The sequence below is a fragment of the Nonomuraea sp. NPDC005501 genome (genome assembly GCF_040605905.1).
Taxonomy (GTDB): Bacteria; Actinomycetota; Actinomycetes; order Streptosporangiales; family Streptosporangiaceae; genus Nonomuraea.
In genome coordinates this window covers 87,848-102,917 of record NZ_JBEXDT010000016.1, presented here as the reverse complement: position 1 = coordinate 102,917, position 15,070 = coordinate 87,848, and the positions used below count along the sequence as shown (strand labels likewise).

The window sequence follows — 15,070 nt, the reverse complement described above, 5'->3', positions numbered from 1 at the left end:
GGCCGCCCTGCGCGGCATGGCCGCCGCCCCCGCCGTGGCCGGCGGCGTCTCGCTGGTGGACGGCGGCTGCCCGCCCGGGTCGCCGGGCTGCGCGGACGGGCCGTTCTGCGTCGCCGGGCGCGGCTGCTTCGGGGTCCAGGCGTACGTGGACCTGACCGGGCTGCCGGACCGCGTCACCGTGGACCCGGCCAGGAGGGCGGTCACGTTCGACGGGTTCCGGCCCGGGGGCGGGAGCCTGGAGGTGTACCTCGCCAGCACCGTCCTCGCCCCCGTCCCGGTCAAGGTGCGGGCCACGCTCGCGGGGCTGCCGCGTACCGTCACCAGCATGGCGGTCGGGCCGTTCGAGGTGGGCGGCGGCGGGGTCGTACGGGCCGCGTACAGCGTCCGGCCGGCGGCCACCCTCGGGTCGCTCACCCTGCACGCCGAGGCCGGCGGGGTGCGCGGGCAGGTGGCGGTCGACCCGGTGCCCGCGACGCTGGCCGTCCAGGGCACGTACGGGGCGCGCACGCGTATCCGCGTCACCGGCTCCTCGCCCGTCCGCCGGCTCAGCGCCGCGGTCACGGTGCCGGGGGCGGGCAGCGGCGAGCTCAGCCTCAGCGACGTCCCGGCCGTCTTCGGGCTGGACGCCGACGCCTCCGGTGGAGCGCTGCGCGTCCCGGCCGTCACGTACAAGGCCGTGCCGGGACCGGGGAACGCGGCCGGCCCGGGTACGCGCGGCCGGGCCGGTGAAGGGGTGAACGCGCTCGACGGCCGGCTGGCCGTGGAGGGCCGGCTCGCCGACCCGTCCGGGCGGCTCGGCGGCGTGGCGCTCTCCGTCACCGACCTGGCCGCGGACACCACCATCCGGCCCGGCCCCGGCGGCCAGGGCGTGGACCTGGTGTCCAGGCCCGTGCCCACCGGCCGGGTCGCCGTTCGGGCCGGGCTCACCGTGGACCCGGTCGCCCGCCAGCGGGTCGCCGTGAGCAAGGACGTCCCGTACACGACCGGCTTCCTGTCGTACCAGGTGGGCGGCGACTTCGCACTGGGCCGCAGCACCGTCGCGGACGTCTCGCTCGCGGTGCGGCGCGTGTCGTGGCTGCGGGTGCGGCCGGGCCGGATCCCGTTCGGGCTGCGGGCGCCCGCCGCGCTGGGCTACCTCGCGCCGGGGTTCGAGGGCCGGTACGACCGGCTGGACCTCGGTGCCAAGGGCGTGGACCTGCGGCCCGACGTACGTCTGGACGTGCGGCTGAGCCGCAGGGTCGGCGCCGACGTGTTCCACGACTCGGTGCGGATGGGCCGCGCGACCTCCCTCGCGCTGCGCCGCTACGACCAGCGGATGCGGCGCATCGGCGCCCGGCAGGCGATCAGCGCCGCCGGGGTGCGGCTGGCCTGCCTGACCGTGGACGCCCGGCCGGGGTTCGCGGAGGGAGGGGCGAGCGGCTCCATCAGGCTGCGGGGCGCGGACGGGCCGCAGATGGTGTCGCTGCTCGACCCGGGCGGCCAGGTGCCGGACTACGTGGTGGACCTGCTCACGCATTTCATGTCGCCGTTCCCGGACGCCGGGTGGAAGGTCGCCGGCGTCAAGGCCGGCCGCTGCGACGTCCCCTCGGCCGGGCCCGCCGCCCGCTGATCCCAGCTCCCGGCTCGGCGGGGACGGACGGCTTGGCGGGACGGGCGGCTTGGCGGGGACGGGCCGGGTCAGGGGCGGGCGGCGGCTTCGGTGAGGGAGCGGGTCAGCCGGTCCAGCGTCCGGTGCAGGTCGGCCAGCTCCTCCGGCCGCATGCCCGACGCCTCCCCGATCCGCCGGGGCAGCGGCTCGGCCCGCGCCCGCAGCAGCGCCCCCTCCGGGGTCAGCCGGACCAGCACCGACCGCTCGTCCCCGGCGTCGCGCTCCCGGCGTACGAGCCCGGCTGCCTCCAGGCGCTTGACCAGCGGCGACAGCGTGCCCGAGTCGAGCCGCAGCGCCACTCCGAGGTCCTTGACGGACGCCTGCCGCCGCTCCCACAGCACCAGCATCACGAGGTACTGCGGGTACGTCAGCCCGAGCGCCGCCAGCTCACGCCGGTAGACCGCGTCGAGGGCGCGGGAGGCGGCGTGCACGGCGAAGCACACCTGGTCGTCGAGCCGCAGGGCATCCATACGACCATGATACCCGATTTGACTGTTGCCAATTAAGTTGTGCACAATCGAGTTGCGTCCAACCATAAGGAGCGAATCCATGAGCGTCCTCTACACCGCCATCGCCACCGCCACCGGCCGCGAGGGCCGTGCCGTCACCTCCGACGGGAGGCTCGACGTGGCCCTGGCCCCGCCGAAGGAGATGGGCGGCACCGGCGCCGGCACCAACCCCGAGCAGCTCTTCGCCGCCGGCTACGCCGCCTGCTTCGCCAGCGCCCTCGGCGTCGTCGCCAGGCGCGCCAAGGCCGACGTGTCGGAGGCGTCCGTCACCGCCGAGGTCGGCATCGGACCGAACGACGCCGGTGGCTACGCGCTCTCGGTCGCGCTGCGCGTCGAGCTGCCCGACCACCTGCAGGACGAGGAGGGACGCGCCCTGGTGGAGGCCGCCCACCAGGTCTGCCCCTACTCCAACGCCACCCGCGGCAACATCCCGGTCGAGCTCGTCGTCGAGTGACCCCGGCGCGAGCGACCGTCAGGCGGCCAGGGGCTCGCCCGGCCGGATGAGCGTCAGGCGGTCAGGGCCTCGCCCAGCCGGATGAGCGTCAGGCCCGGCCGGCGCACCAGCTCCCGCACCGTCCAGACCTGCTCGTCCACGACCGTCCCGTCCAGCCGCATCCGCGCCCCGACCCGCAGCACCGGCCGCCCCGTGTCGTCGCGGACGAGCCGGGCCCGCGACTCGGTCTCGTCCGTGAACAGCAGCAGGAAGTCGCTCGGGTCGGCCGGGGCCTCCATGGCGAGGCCGGGCTGGAGGCGGGGGTGCGCGATCTTCACCAGGTGATCGTTCATTCGTCCGCCTCTACCCCGGGACGGGCTCGCGGCACCCCGGGATAGCGCTTACCTGCATTCATGCGGTGAAATGTCCTCAACCGTTCCCCGGGTTCCACAGGTTGGGAGATCTTCGTGGCCCTGTTCGACCTGCCGCTTGACCAGCTCCGCTCGTACCGCCCCGAGCGCGACGAGCCAGCCGACTTCGCGGACTTCTGGACGCGCACACTGGAGGAGGCCCGGCGCTTCGACCTCGCCCCCGAGTTCACGCCGTACGACCTGCCGCTCGCCTCGGTGGACGTGTACGACGTGTCGTTCGCGGGCTGGGGCGGCCACCGGATCAGCGGCTGGTTCCTCGCCCCCCGGGACGCGGAGGGGCCCCTGCCGTGCGTGATGCACTACATCGGATACTCCGGCGGGCGCGGCTTCCCGCACGACCACCTGATGTGGCCCGCGGCGGGGTACGCGGTGTTCGTCATGGAGACCCGCGGCCACGGCGGCGCCAGCACGGGGCACCCGGGTGCCACCGGCGATCCCCACGGCGGCACGCATCCGCACGCGCCCGGCATGATGACCAAGGGCATCCTCGACCCGGAGGAGTACTACTACCGGCGGGTCTTCACCGACGCGGTGCGCGCCGTGGACGCCGCGGCCGGGCACCCGGCGGTGGACGAGAGCCGGATCATCGTCTCGGGTGGCAGCCAGGGAGGCGGCATCGCGCAGGCCACGGCCGCCCTGTACCCGTCGGTCGCGGGGGCGCTCATCGACGTGCCGTTCCTGACCCACTTCCGCCGGGCCGTCGAGATCACCGACCGCGACCCGTACCAGGAGATCGTGCGCTTCCTCGCCAGCCGCCGCGGCGACGAGGCGCAGGTCTTCCGCACGCTGGCCTACTTCGACGGCCTGCACTTCGCGGCCCGCGGGCAGGCCCCGGCGCTGTACTCGGTGGCGCTCATGGACGACGTCTGCCCGCCGTCCACGGTCTTCGCCGCCTACAACCACTGGCAGGGCCCGAAGGAGATCACGGTCTGGCCGTGGAACAGGCACGAGGGCGGCCAGGGCTTCCAGCGCGAGGAGCAGCTCCGGTACGCGCACAAGCTCCTGTCCGGCGCCGTCTGAGAAGCGGCGGGCACGCCGCCGGCCCGGCACGACACGCCGTGCCGGGCCGGGGGGCGGCCCGCGGGTCCCCCGTCAGGCCGGGGCCGCCGCGTGGGATGTCAGGTGGGCTGGTCGGTGACGAGGAACGAGACGGCTCCCTTGTCGTCGGCCCCCGCGTCCAGGGCCTTGTCGTCGAGGACGGTGGCGGCCACCGGGTCGAGGTAGACGCGGGCCCCCTCGGTCTCGACGACCGCGTCCGTGGGCTCGGGCTGGTGGGCCAGCGAAAGGGTGAGCGTACCCGTGTCCTGCCCCTGCGACGCGATGCGGACGCCGCTCTGCGAGGGCTCCGGCGCGGAGGCCGTGAGGTCGCGGATGGCCTGGGCTGCGTTTTCTGTCAGGGTGAGCACTAGGGCTCCTCCTCGTGGTTGACGTGCAGGAATTGCCTGCCATGCCCGCTCGTCCACCACCCAACCCTTCTCCTACATGATTTTTACGGATATATCGGGCGCCGGGCGATGGCGACTCACAGCTCGGCGAAACGCTCCACGGCCTCCGTCCGGCCCGAGACGATGATCACGTCGTTGTACGTCAGCTCCGTCTCCGCCGTGGCGTACGTGAACTCCTCGCCGGGGCTCTTGACCGCGACGATCGTGATGCCGTACTTGCGGCGCAGATGGGAGCGGCCCAGGGGCACGCCCACGTACTCCTTCGGCGGCAGGGTCTTGGCCAGCGCGAAGCCCTCGTCCACCTGCATGTAGTCCAGCATGCGGCCGCTCACCAGGTGCGCGACGCGCTCGCCCATGTCGTGCTCGGGCAGGACGACGTGGTGGGCGCCGATGCGGCTGAGGATGCGGCCGTGCTGCTTGCTGACGGCCTTGGCCCAGATGTCGTCGATCTCCAGCTCCACGAGCAGCGAGGCGGTCAGGATGCTGGCCTCCAGGTCGCCGCCGATGGCGACGACCGCCCGGTAGAAGTCGGGCACGCCGAGCTGCCGCAGCGCCTCCATGTCGGTGGCGTCGGCCGTGGCGATCTGCGTGATCTGCCCGGCGAGCGCCTGCACGACCTTGGGCCGCCGGTCGATGGCGAGCACCTCGGTGCCGTGCCGCGCCAGCTCCAGCGCCAGCGACGTGCCGAACCGGCCGAGCCCGATGACCACGACCGGGTCGAGCGTCTTGTCAGCCACGGGGGAGTAGCTCCTCAGTGTGGGAGGTGGGGGTCAGAGAAGGTAGCGCAGCCACAGGTACGGCGTCGCCAGCGCGACCGTGACGACCATGACGACCAGACCGTACCGGGTGAAGCCCCAGAAGCTGATCGGCGTGCCGTTGCGGGCGGCGATGCCGATCACCACGACGTTGGCCGCCGCGCCGACGGCCGTGGCGTTGCCGCCCAGGTCGGCGCCGAGCGCCAGCGCCCACCACAGCACCTGCCCCTGATGGTCGCCGCTCGCCTGCACGAGCTGCTCCACGATGGGGCTCATGGTGGCCACGTACGGGATGTTGTCCACGATCGCCGACAGCCCGGCCGACCCCCACAGCAGCGCCATGGTGGTGGCCGCCGGCCGTCCCTCGGCCGCTCCGGCGGCGGCTCGCGCGACCTCACCGATGACGCCGGTGTGGACGAGCGCGCCCACCATCACGAACAGTCCGGCGAAGAACACCAGCGTCGGCCACTCCACCTCGGCCAGGGCCTCCTCGGTGGTGACCTCGGTGAGGGCGACCAGCACCCCGGCGCCGAGCAGGGCCACGATCGACGGCTCGTAGTGCAGCACCGGGTGCAGCACGAACGCCGCCATGACCAGCACCAGCACGACGAGGCTCTGCCACAGCAGGCGCCGGTCGGCGATGGCCTCCCGCTCGTTCAGCGCCATGATCTCCGCCGCCCGCGCCGGGTCGTAGCGGAACGCGCGGCGGAACAGCACCCGGCACAGCAGCGCGAACGCCGCCACCAGCACCACGACCAGCGGCGCCAGGTGGACGAGGAAGTCGTTGAAGGTGAGACCGGCCCGGCTGGCGATGATGATGTTCGGCGGGTCGCCGACGAGCGTGGCCGTGCCGCCGATGTTGGAGGCGATGGCCTCGGCGATGAGGAACGGCGCGACCGGCAGCGCCAGCCGCTCGCACACCAGGAACGTCACGGGCGCCACGAGCAGCACGGTCGTGACGTTGTCGAGCAGCGCCGACGCCGACGCGGTGATCACCACAAGCAGCACCATGAGCCGGTACGGCCGCCCGCGGGCGCGCTTGGCCGCCCAGATCGCCAGGTACTCGAAGACGCCGGTGCGCTTCAGCACCCCCACGATGATCATCATGCCGAGCAGCAGGAACACGACGTTCCAGTCGATCCCGGTGCTCTCGGAGAAGAACGCGGGCCCGGCGGCGGTGGCGTGGATCACCAGCATGATCCCGGCGCCGCCCAGCGCCGCGGCGACCCGGTGCACCTTCTCCGTGGCGATCAGCGTGTACGCGCCGAGGAAGACGGCGACCGCCAGCCAGGCCGTCAGCGTCACTGCTCGACCAGCCGGTCCACCAGCGCCTGGAGCGTCACGGCCCCGCGCAGCCCGCTCCCGTCCACCACGGCCACGAGCGGACTGTGCGTGCGCGCCATGAGCGCGGCCAGCTCCAGCACCGTGGCGTCGGGATCGGCCACGGGCAGCTCGCGTGGCCGGGGCGGCAGCGCCTCGCGCACCGTACGCCCCGCGATGGAGCGCATGAACGTGTCGGCGTGCGCCTCGTCGACGACGCGCGCCAGCGCGGGATCCTCCAGGCAGTAGCCCGGCACGGCCAGGCGCAGCACCTGGGTGCCCGGCAGGATGCCGGCCGGCAGCCCGCGCTCGTCCACCACGATCAGACCCGGCAGGTCCTGCTCGGCCAGCAGGCGGGCGGCGTCGGCCACCGGGGTGTCGAGACCCACGGTGGGGAAGTCGGCGACTAGATCGCTGGCACGCATGAACGGCACTCCCGGGGGCACGACGACAGGACCGCCGACCAGCCTTCCCGGCACACCGTGGATCAACCTACCGCCTCCGGCGGGTCCGCCGCCCGGCGGCCCGGTCCACGGCCCGGTCCACGGCCCGGTCCACGGCCCGGTCCACGGCCCGGTCCGGCGACACGAGCCGGCCGCAGGCCGCTCCGCCGAGCGGCGCCCAGCCGGTCAGCACCGGCTTCCCACCGCGGAGCGGACGATCAGGGGCGGAAGGTGACGACCATCTGGGTTCCGTCCTCGCGCACGTGGCAGCCGTCGTCGGCGAGCAGCGTGCGTAACGCGAGCCGTACCGCGCCCCGGATCAGGCGGTAGCGGGCCGCGTGCTCCTCGCCGGGCGCGGCGTCCGGCTCCCACGAGACGACCACGCCCCGGCCCGGATCGTGCCAGACGCGGAGGCCGCCGTCGCCGTCGGCCTCGGGACGCTCCACGGTGAACCCCGCCTCCGAGAGCCGGTGGCGTACCCGGCTCTCCAGGACGGTGGCGTCGAGGGGTGCGAAGCTCACGACGATCATCTTCCCGCGCCGGACCGGTCCATGCCTGCCGTCCCCGGCACGCACACAGCCGCCCGCACCTGCCGCGGCGCCCCGGTCAGAGGCCGTACGTCTCCAGCAGGCGCAGCCAGATCTCACTGACCGTCGGGAACGACGGGACGGCGTGCCACAGCCGCTCCAGCGGCACCTCGCCCGTGACCGCGATCGTCGCGCCGTGCAGCAGCTCGGCCGCCCCCGGACCGGCGAACGTCACCCCGAGCAGCACCCGCCGGTCCTCGTCCACGACGGCCTTGGCGCGCCCCCGGTAGCCGTCGCCGAGCAGGTAGGCGCCCGACACCGCGCCCATGTCGTACTCCACGGCCCGGACCCGGAACCCCGCCTCCCGCGCGGCCTGCTCGGTGCGGCCCACCGAGCAGAGCTGCGGGTCGGTGAAGACCACCTGCGGCGCGCCCTGACCGTCGGCCGTGTCGCGCAGCGCCGGCAGGTCGTCGGGCTCGCCCTTGGCCCGCGCCGCGATGACGTCGCCGCACACCCGCGCCTGGTACTTGCCCATGTGGGTGAGCAGGGCCCGCCCGTTGACGTCGCCGACCGCGTACAGCCAGCCGCCGTCGGCGCCGGTGGCGCGCATGCTGTCGTCGACCTCGACGTAGCGGCCCGGCGTCAGCCCGACGGTCTCCAGGCCGACCTCGGACGTGGCGGGCTTCCGGCCGGTCGCCACGAGCAGCTCGTCGGCCTCCACCGGCGGCCCGTCGGGCAGGCGGACGGTGACCTTGCCGCCCGGCTCGGGCCGCTCCACCGCGACGGCGTCGGTGTGGAAGCGCACGTCGATCCCCGCGTCGGCGAACGAGGCCGCCAGCAGCTCGCCGGCGAACGGCTCCATCCGGGGCAGCAGCCGGTCGCCGCGCACGAGGACCGTCGTCTGCCGCGCGCCGAGGCCGTGCATGGCCTGCGCCATCTCGCAGGCGACCACGCCGCCCCCGATGACGGCCAGCCGCTCGGGCACGGAGGCGGCCGCGGTCACCTCGTGGCTGGTCCAGGGGGCGGCCTCGCGCAGACCGGGCACCGGCGGAACGGCCGGGGTGCTGCCCGTGGCGAGCACCACCGCGTGCCGCGCGGTCAGCGTGCGCTCGGAGCCGTCGGGCTCGGTGACGCGGACCCGGCGCGGACCGTCGAGCCGGCCCGTGCCGCGCACCATCGTGGCCGGCACCCCGTTCAGCCAGTCCACCTGGCCGGAGTCGTCGTAGTGCGCCACCGCCTCGTCGCGCCGGGCCAGCACCTTGCCGGCGTCGATGGGGCCGAGCGTCAGGCCGGGCACGCGGGCCACCTCGGCCGCCAGCTCCACGGGGCGCAGCAGCGCCTTGCTGGGGATGCACGCCCAGTAGGAGCATTCGCCGCCCAGCAGGCGGTTCTCCACGACAGCGGCGGTGAGCCCGCCCCGCACGGCCCGCGCCGCCACGTTCTCCCCGGCGGGACCGCCGCCGATCACGATCACGTCGAACTCGTCGCCCACGTCTGCCTCCCACATCTCACCGGCGTACCGGCACCAGCCTTTCAGAAGGTGCCGCTCCGGGGCGAAGCCGGGGCGGCACCCGGTCCACAAGGTCGGTGGGGCCGTCAGCGCACGTCGAGGCCGAGCGCGGCGGCGACCACCGTCGCCTGGTGGGCGTCGATGATCGCCTTGTCGAGCTCGACCGTGAGCGGGTCGAGGCCGTCGAGGTCGCTGCCGCGCAGGTCGCAGCGGGTCAGGTCGGCGCCCCGCAGCCAGGCCCCCGACAGGTCGCAGCGCAGCAGCGAGGCGCCCTCCAGCCGGGCGCCGGTCAGGTCGGCCTCCCGCAGCCGTACGTCCTGGAAGGCGCTGCCCCGCAGGTCGGCGCCGGGCAGCCCGGCGAAGGACCAGTCCCCGCCCTCGACCTTGAGCAGTCCGTACGAGCAGCCGTCAAACCTGCCGCCGGTCAGCTTGCAGTCCCGGAACGTGGCGTCGAAGAAGGAGCAGCGGACGAACGCGCAGCCCGCGAACAGGGCGTCCTCGTGCAGCGACACGTTGAAGCGGACGTCGCGGAAGACGCACTCCTCGAACACCGATCCGCGGTCGGTCGCCTCGGTCATGTCCACGCCGGAGAACAGGACCCGCCGGTGGACCTCGCGGTGCAGCTCGCGCCCGTCCCAGTCGGCGGAGTCGATCGTCGTGTCGGTGGGAGGGGGGCGGTGCCCGTCCGCGCGTTCGGCCATGGCCGGCAGGCTAGCGACCGCCCCCGACACTTCTCGCGGTGAGGTGTGTCAGCCCGTCTCGCCGGCGGCCCGGCGGGTCAGGGAGTCGATCAGCGGCTGCACGAGCTTGGCCGCCAGCGGCCCGAAGGCCGCCAGGATCAGGACGTACGCCGCGGCCAGCGGGCCGAGGTCCGGGTGGACTCCGGCCGCCACGGCGAGCCCGGCGATCACGATGTTGAACTCGCCCCGGGGGATGAGCGCGATGCCGGCGCGGGCCTGGCCGGCGCGGGCGATGCCGGCCCGGCGGGCCGCGTACATGCCCGTCAGCAGCTTGGTGGCCATGCTGATCACGGCCAGCAGCGCCGCCAGGCCCGCCACGGGCAGGATCTTCGCCGGGTCGGTCTGGAGGCCGAAGAAGACGAAGAACACCGCGGCGAACAGGTCGCGCAGCGGCTCCAGCAGCGCCCGCGCGTCGTGGGCGAGCTGCCCGGACAGGGCGATGCCCACGAGGAACGCGCCGACGGCCGCCGACACCTGGAGCTGCTGGGCCAGCCCGGCCACGAGCAGCGCGAGCCCGACGACCTTGAGCAGCAGCACCTCGGAGTTGGGGCTGGAGACGAACGCCTCGATGAAGCGGCCGTAGCGCAGTGCGACCAGCAGCACCACGCTGACCGTGGCCAGCGCGACGGCCACGGTGACGGCGCCGCTCACCAGGCTCAGCCCGGCCAGCAGGGCCGTCAGCACCGGCAGGTAGAGGGCCATCGTCAGGTCCTCGAACACCAGCAGCGACAGCACCGTCGGCGTCTCCCGGTTACCGATCCAGCCCAGGTCGGACAGGACCTTGGCGGTGATGCCGGAGGAGGTGGCGTAGGTGACGCCGGCCATCGCGACCGCCGCCACCGGCCCCCAGCCGAGCAGCAGCGCGCAGATCGCGCCGGGAGCGGCGTTGGCGACCAGGTCGACGAGCCCGGCCCGGGCGTTACTCTTGAGGCTGGTGACCAGCTCGCCGGCGTTGTACTCCAGGCCGAGCGTGAGCAGCAGCAGGACGACGCCCAGCTCGGCTCCGGCGGAGATGAACTCCTCGCTCGTGGCCAGGGGCAGCACGCCGCCGGTGCCGAAGGCCAGCCCGGCGATCAGATAGAGGGGGATCGGGGAGATTCCGGCCCGTAGGGCGAGGGCGCCGAGCACGCCGAGGCCCAGAATGACCGCACCGACTTCGACCAGCAGAATTGCAGTGTCGTGCACCCAGGGCCCTACCCGTGCGCCAGGATGTCGGCCACCTCGGCGGTGCTGTCCGCGCCGCCCACGACGACGACGATGTCGTTCTCGGCGAAGACGAAGTCCGGTCCGGGACTGGTGAAGACCTGGGGCCCGCGCACCACCGCGACGATGGAGGCGTTGGTGCGGGTCCGCACGCGCGCGTCGCCCATGGGCCGCCCGGTGTACGGCGAGCCGGGCGGGATGGGCAGCTGGAGGCTGACCAGGCCCTCGACCTGCTGGTGGAGCTGGTTGAGCCGCTGCACGATGCGGGGCGCGCCGAGGAGCTCGACCAGCGCCTCGGCCTCCTCGTCGTTCAGCTTGACCGTCTCGCAGGCGCGGTCGGGGTCGCCCTTGTCGTAGATGACCAGGTCACGGCGTCCGGTCCGGTGGGAGATCACCGCCACCCGTCTGCCGCTCTGCGTCGTGAACTCGTGCCGTAGCCCGATGCCCGGCAGCGCAGTCTGCTCGACCTCCACCGTCTCCCCGCTCGCCCGATCCGCTGATGACCCGCAAACCGTACCATTTGGCGGCATATGGACCTGTTGTGCGAATCAGGAGGCGGGGTCAGATGAGGGCGAGCGTCTGGCGGGCGATCTCCCACTCCTCGTCCGTCGGCACGACCAGCACCGCCGTCCGCGCCCCCTCCGGCGACACGGGCCGCTCCCCGGAGGCGTCGGCCGCGTTCCGCTCCGCGTCCACGGCCAGGCCGAACCGGTCCAGCCCGGCCAGCGCCTCGGCCCGCGTGGCGGCGTCGTGCTCGCCGACGCCGCCGGTGAACACGACGGCGTCCACCCGGCCGAGCACCGCGCAGTAGGCGCCGACGTATTTGCGGATCCGCCGCGTGTAGACGTCCAGGGCCAGCCGGGCGCGGGCGTCGCCGCCGGCGGCGCGCCGCCGCACCTCCCGCATGTCGCCCGACCCGGCCAGGGCGAGCAGGCCGCCCGCACGGCTCAGCGCCTCCTCGGCCGGCTCCACGTCCAGGCCCCGCGCCCGCTTGAGGTAGCCGAGCAGCGCCGGGTCCACGTCGCCGGAGCGGGTGCCCATGACCAGGCCCTCCAGCGGCGTCAGCCCCATGGAGGTGTCCACGCTGCGGCCGCCCTCGATCGCGGTGGCGCTCGCGCCGTTGCCGAGGTGCAGCACGATCAGGTTCGTCTCCTCCGGGGAACGGCCCAGCAGCTCCGCGGCCCGCCCCGACACGTACGCGCACGAGGTCCCGTGGAAGCCGAACCGCCGCACCTCCCACTCCCGCGGCACCGCGTACGTGTACGCCTCCGGCGGCAGCGTCTGGTGGAAGGCGGTGTCGAACACGGCGACCTGCGGCACGCCCGGGAAGGCCTCACGCGCCACGCGCACGCCGGCCAGGTTCACCGGGTTGTGCAGCGGGGCGAGCGGCGCCAGCTCCTCGATGGCCGCGATCACCTCGTCGTCGACGAGCACCGCCTCGCGAAAGCGGGTCCCGCCGTGCACGACCCGGTGCCCGACCGCGACCGGGTCGAGCTGCGGCCCGGCCTTGTCGAACGCCTCCAGCACCGCCGCCAGCCCCTCGGCGTGCCCGGGGAAGCGCCGCTCGCACTCGTACGGCCGGCTCTCCGCGCCGCCCGCGTGGTGGGTGAGCCGCCCCTCCTCCTCGCCGATCCGCTCGACCAGGCCGCGCGCCGCCCGCTCGCGGGACTCCACGTCGATGAGCTCGTACTTGATGGAGGAGGAGCCGGTGTTCAGGACGAGAATGCGTGCGGCCATGTCCACCCGCTGATCTCGGGAGCGTCCTCGCCGTGCGTCCGCGTGTACGCGCGGGCCTGCAGCCGGGCGTCCGACATGCGCTGGCGCAGGTGCGCCTGCGTGGTGCCGAGGCCCGGCACCCGGTCGATGACGTCCATGACGAGGTGGAAGCGGTCGATGTCGTTGAGCATCGCCATGTCGAACGGCGTCGTGGTGGTGCCCTCCTCCTTGTAGCCGCGCACGTGCAGGTGGTCGTGACCGCTGCGGCGGTAGGTCAGCCGGTGGATGAGCTGCGGGTACCCGTGGAAGTTGAAGATCACCGGCTTGCCCGGGGTGAACAGCGCGTCGTACTCGGCGTCCGGCATGCCGTGCGGGTGCTCGCTGCGCGGCTGCAGGCGCATGAGATCCACGACGTTGATCACGCGCACCTTCAGCTGCGGCAGGTGCTCGCGCAGCATCGCCGCGGCGGCCAGCGTCTCCAGGGTGGGCACGTCGCCCGCGCAGGCCAGCACCACGTCCGGCTCGGCGCCCTCGTCGGTGCTCGCCCACGGCAGGATGCCGAGGCCGCGGGTGCAGTGCGCGATCGCCTCGTCGATCGTGAACAGGTCCAGGACCGGCTGCTTGCCGGCCACGATGACGTTGACGTAGTCGCGCGAGCGCAGGCAGTGGTCGCCGACCGACAGCAGCGTGTTCGCGTCCGGCGGCAGGTAGACCCGCACCACCGCCGGCTTCTTGTTGACCACCACGTCGAGGAAGCCCGGGTCCTGGTGGCTGAAGCCGTTGTGGTCCTGCCGCCACACGTGTGACGACAGCAGGTACGTCAGCGAGGCCACGGGCCGCCGCCACGGGATCTTCTTGGACGACTCCAGCCACTTGGCGTGCTGGTTGAACATGGCGTCGATGATGTGGATGAACGCCTCGTAGCAGTTGAACAGCCCGTGCCGGCCGGTCAGCAGGTAGCCCTCCAGCCAGCCCTGGCACAGGTGCTCCGAAAGGATCTCCATGACCCGCCCGCCGGGCGCCAGGTTCTCGTCGGTGGGCTTCAGCTCGGCGTTCCAGGCCCGGTCGGTGACCTCGAAGACGTTCGACAGCCGGTTGGAGGCGGTCTCGTCCGGCCCCATCAGCCGGAACGTCGTCGGGTTGGCCGCGATGATGTCGCGCAGCAGCCCGCCGAAGACGCGGGTCGGCTCGTTGATCGAGGCGGCCGGCGACTTGACCTCGACGGCGTGCTCGCGGAAGTCCGGCAGCCGCAGCGGCGCCAGCAGCTCGCCGCCGTTGGTGTGCGGGTTCGCGCTCATCCGGCGCGGCCCGCCGGGCACGGACCCGGTGACCTCGGGCACCGGCCGGCCCTCCGGCGTGAACAGCTCCTCGGGCCGGTAGGAGCGCATCCAGGTCTCCAGCATGGCCAGATGCTCGGCGTTGTCCCGCACGCCGGCCAGCGGCACCTGGTGCGCGCGCCACGTGCCCTCCACCGGCAGGCCGTCCACCTCGCGCGGGCCGGTCCACCCCTTGGGGGTGCGCAGCACGATCATGGGCATCCGCTCCGCGTCGCCCGCCCGGTACGCGGCGATCTCGTCGAACACCGTGTCCAGGGTGCCGGCCATCTCCTGGTGGTCCGGGCCCACCACGTGCGGCCGGTAGCCGTAGCCGCGCATGAGCTGGAGCAGCTCCTGCTCGGGGATGCGGGCCAGGACCGTCGGGTTGGCGATCTTGTAGCCGTTGAGGTGCAGGATCGGCAGGACCGTACCGTCCTTGCGCCGGTCGAGCAGCTTGTTGGAGTGCCAGCTCGCCGCGAGCGGCCCCGTCTCCGCCTCCCCGTCGCCGATGACGCAGGCCACCACCAGGTCCGGGTTGTCGAAGGCCGCGCCGTAGGCGTGCGCCAGGCTGTAGCCCAGCTCACCGCCCTCGTGGATGGAGCCGGGCGTCTCCGGCGCCACGTGGCTGGGGATCCCGCCGGGGAAGGAGAACTGGCGGAACAGCCGCCGCATGCCCTTCACGTCCTGACCGATGTCGGGGTAGCGCTCCGTGTAGGAGCCCTCCAGCCAGGCGTGCGCCACCGCCGCCGGCCCGCCGTGGCCGGGCCCCGCGACATAGATCATGTCCTGGTCGCGGAGCCTGATGATCCTGTTGAGATGGGCGAAGCAGAAGTTGAGTCCGGGCGTGGTACCCCAGTGGCCCAGCAGGCGCGGCTTCACGTGCTCGGCCCGGAGCGGCTCCGCCAAAAGGGGGTTGTCCAGCAAATAGATCTGCCCGACGGACAGATAGTTCGCCGCCCGCCAGTACGCGTCGATATCGTCCATCCCATGATGGTTCCTTCATACGGACGGCTCAACCGCCTTGATTAGAACGCCTCTCCTGTGGCAGGAGACGAGTCAACCGGCTGAGTGAGG

At 73.5% G+C, this 15,070-nt stretch carries 17 protein-coding genes; 3 read left to right on the top strand and 14 right to left on the bottom strand.

Features of this window, described 5'->3' with window-relative positions:
- The coding region (locus tag ABZS51_RS11875; RefSeq protein WP_355438935.1) for a hypothetical protein at window positions 1-1,609 on the top strand (1,609 nt) is incomplete at its 5' end.
- A 68-nt stretch (window positions 1,610-1,677) separates the two neighbouring features.
- Here ABZS51_RS11875 and ABZS51_RS11870 read toward each other — a convergent pair.
- Window positions 1,678-2,118 (bottom strand): MarR family transcriptional regulator, encoded by a 441-nt coding sequence (locus tag ABZS51_RS11870; RefSeq protein ID WP_355438933.1) that lies wholly within the window; start codon window positions 2,116-2,118, stop codon window positions 1,678-1,680.
- Between the two features lie 79 nt (window positions 2,119-2,197).
- Here ABZS51_RS11870 and ABZS51_RS11865 point away from each other — a divergent pair, with 79 nt between their 5' ends.
- Entirely contained in the window at window positions 2,198-2,611 is a 414-nt protein-coding gene (locus tag ABZS51_RS11865) for an organic hydroperoxide resistance protein (RefSeq protein ID WP_355438931.1), read from the top strand.
- A gap of 53 nt (window positions 2,612-2,664) precedes the next feature.
- Here the strand turns inward: ABZS51_RS11865 and ABZS51_RS11860 are convergent, their stop codons facing one another.
- On the bottom strand, window positions 2,665-2,943 hold the full coding sequence (locus ABZS51_RS11860) for a hypothetical protein (RefSeq protein ID WP_310710153.1): 279 nt from the start codon (window positions 2,941-2,943) through the stop codon (window positions 2,665-2,667).
- Window positions 2,944-3,057: 114 nt separating this feature from the next.
- On the opposite strand from ABZS51_RS11860, the gene ABZS51_RS11855 reads away from it, so the two are divergent.
- Entirely contained in the window at window positions 3,058-4,041 is a 984-nt protein-coding gene (locus ABZS51_RS11855; RefSeq protein WP_355438929.1) for an acetylxylan esterase, read from the top strand.
- Between the two features lie 98 nt (window positions 4,042-4,139).
- Here ABZS51_RS11855 and ABZS51_RS11850 read toward each other — a convergent pair whose 3' ends face one another.
- The 12 genes from ABZS51_RS11850 to ABZS51_RS11795 all read right to left on the bottom strand — a co-directional run bounded on the left by ABZS51_RS11850 (window position 4,140) and on the right by ABZS51_RS11795 (window position 14,980).
- Window positions 4,140-4,427, bottom strand: a complete 288-nt coding sequence (locus ABZS51_RS11850) for a Fe-S cluster assembly protein HesB (RefSeq protein WP_310710149.1) — start codon at window positions 4,425-4,427, stop codon at window positions 4,140-4,142.
- 116 nt (window positions 4,428-4,543) lie between these two features.
- Window positions 4,544-5,203: a TrkA family potassium uptake protein gene (locus ABZS51_RS11845; RefSeq protein ID WP_355438927.1), complete on the bottom strand. Its 660-nt coding sequence runs from the start codon at window positions 5,201-5,203 to the stop codon at window positions 4,544-4,546.
- Between the two features lie 33 nt (window positions 5,204-5,236).
- Window positions 5,237-6,526 (bottom strand): ArsB/NhaD family transporter, encoded by a 1,290-nt coding sequence (locus tag ABZS51_RS11840; RefSeq protein ID WP_355438925.1) that lies wholly within the window; start codon window positions 6,524-6,526, stop codon window positions 5,237-5,239.
- Window positions 6,523-6,966 (bottom strand): CBS domain-containing protein, encoded by a 444-nt coding sequence (locus ABZS51_RS11835; RefSeq protein ID WP_355438923.1) that lies wholly within the window; start codon window positions 6,964-6,966, stop codon window positions 6,523-6,525. The genes ABZS51_RS11840 and ABZS51_RS11835 overlap by 4 nt, the downstream gene beginning before the upstream one ends.
- A 67-nt stretch (window positions 6,967-7,033) precedes the next feature.
- Window positions 7,034-7,177 (bottom strand): hypothetical protein, encoded by a 144-nt coding sequence (locus ABZS51_RS11830; RefSeq protein WP_355438921.1) that lies wholly within the window; start codon window positions 7,175-7,177, stop codon window positions 7,034-7,036.
- Window positions 7,178-7,202: 25 nt separating this feature from the next.
- On the bottom strand, window positions 7,203-7,505 hold the full coding sequence (locus ABZS51_RS11825) for a hypothetical protein (protein ID WP_355438919.1): 303 nt from the start codon (window positions 7,503-7,505) through the stop codon (window positions 7,203-7,205).
- 85 nt (window positions 7,506-7,590) lie between these two features.
- Window positions 7,591-9,018: an NAD(P)/FAD-dependent oxidoreductase gene (locus ABZS51_RS11820; protein WP_310710135.1), complete on the bottom strand. Its 1,428-nt coding sequence runs from the start codon at window positions 9,016-9,018 to the stop codon at window positions 7,591-7,593.
- A gap of 89 nt (window positions 9,019-9,107) precedes the next feature.
- Window positions 9,108-9,722: a pentapeptide repeat-containing protein gene (locus tag ABZS51_RS11815; protein ID WP_355438917.1), complete on the bottom strand. Its 615-nt coding sequence runs from the start codon at window positions 9,720-9,722 to the stop codon at window positions 9,108-9,110.
- 48 nt (window positions 9,723-9,770) lie between these two features.
- Window positions 9,771-10,946, bottom strand: coding sequence for a cation:proton antiporter (locus ABZS51_RS11810; protein WP_310710134.1), 1,176 nt, complete (start codon window positions 10,944-10,946; stop codon window positions 9,771-9,773).
- An 8-nt stretch (window positions 10,947-10,954) separates the two neighbouring features.
- Window positions 10,955-11,437 (bottom strand): cation:proton antiporter regulatory subunit, encoded by a 483-nt coding sequence (locus tag ABZS51_RS11805; RefSeq protein WP_310710133.1) that lies wholly within the window; start codon window positions 11,435-11,437, stop codon window positions 10,955-10,957.
- Between the two features lie 88 nt (window positions 11,438-11,525).
- Entirely contained in the window at window positions 11,526-12,701 is a 1,176-nt protein-coding gene (locus tag ABZS51_RS11800) for an acetate kinase (protein ID WP_355438915.1), read from the bottom strand.
- Window positions 12,677-14,980: a phosphoketolase family protein gene (locus ABZS51_RS11795; RefSeq protein WP_355438913.1), complete on the bottom strand. Its 2,304-nt coding sequence runs from the start codon at window positions 14,978-14,980 to the stop codon at window positions 12,677-12,679. Before ABZS51_RS11795 ends, ABZS51_RS11800 begins: the two co-directional genes overlap by 25 nt.
- Between the last annotated feature and the right edge of the window lie 90 nt (window positions 14,981-15,070).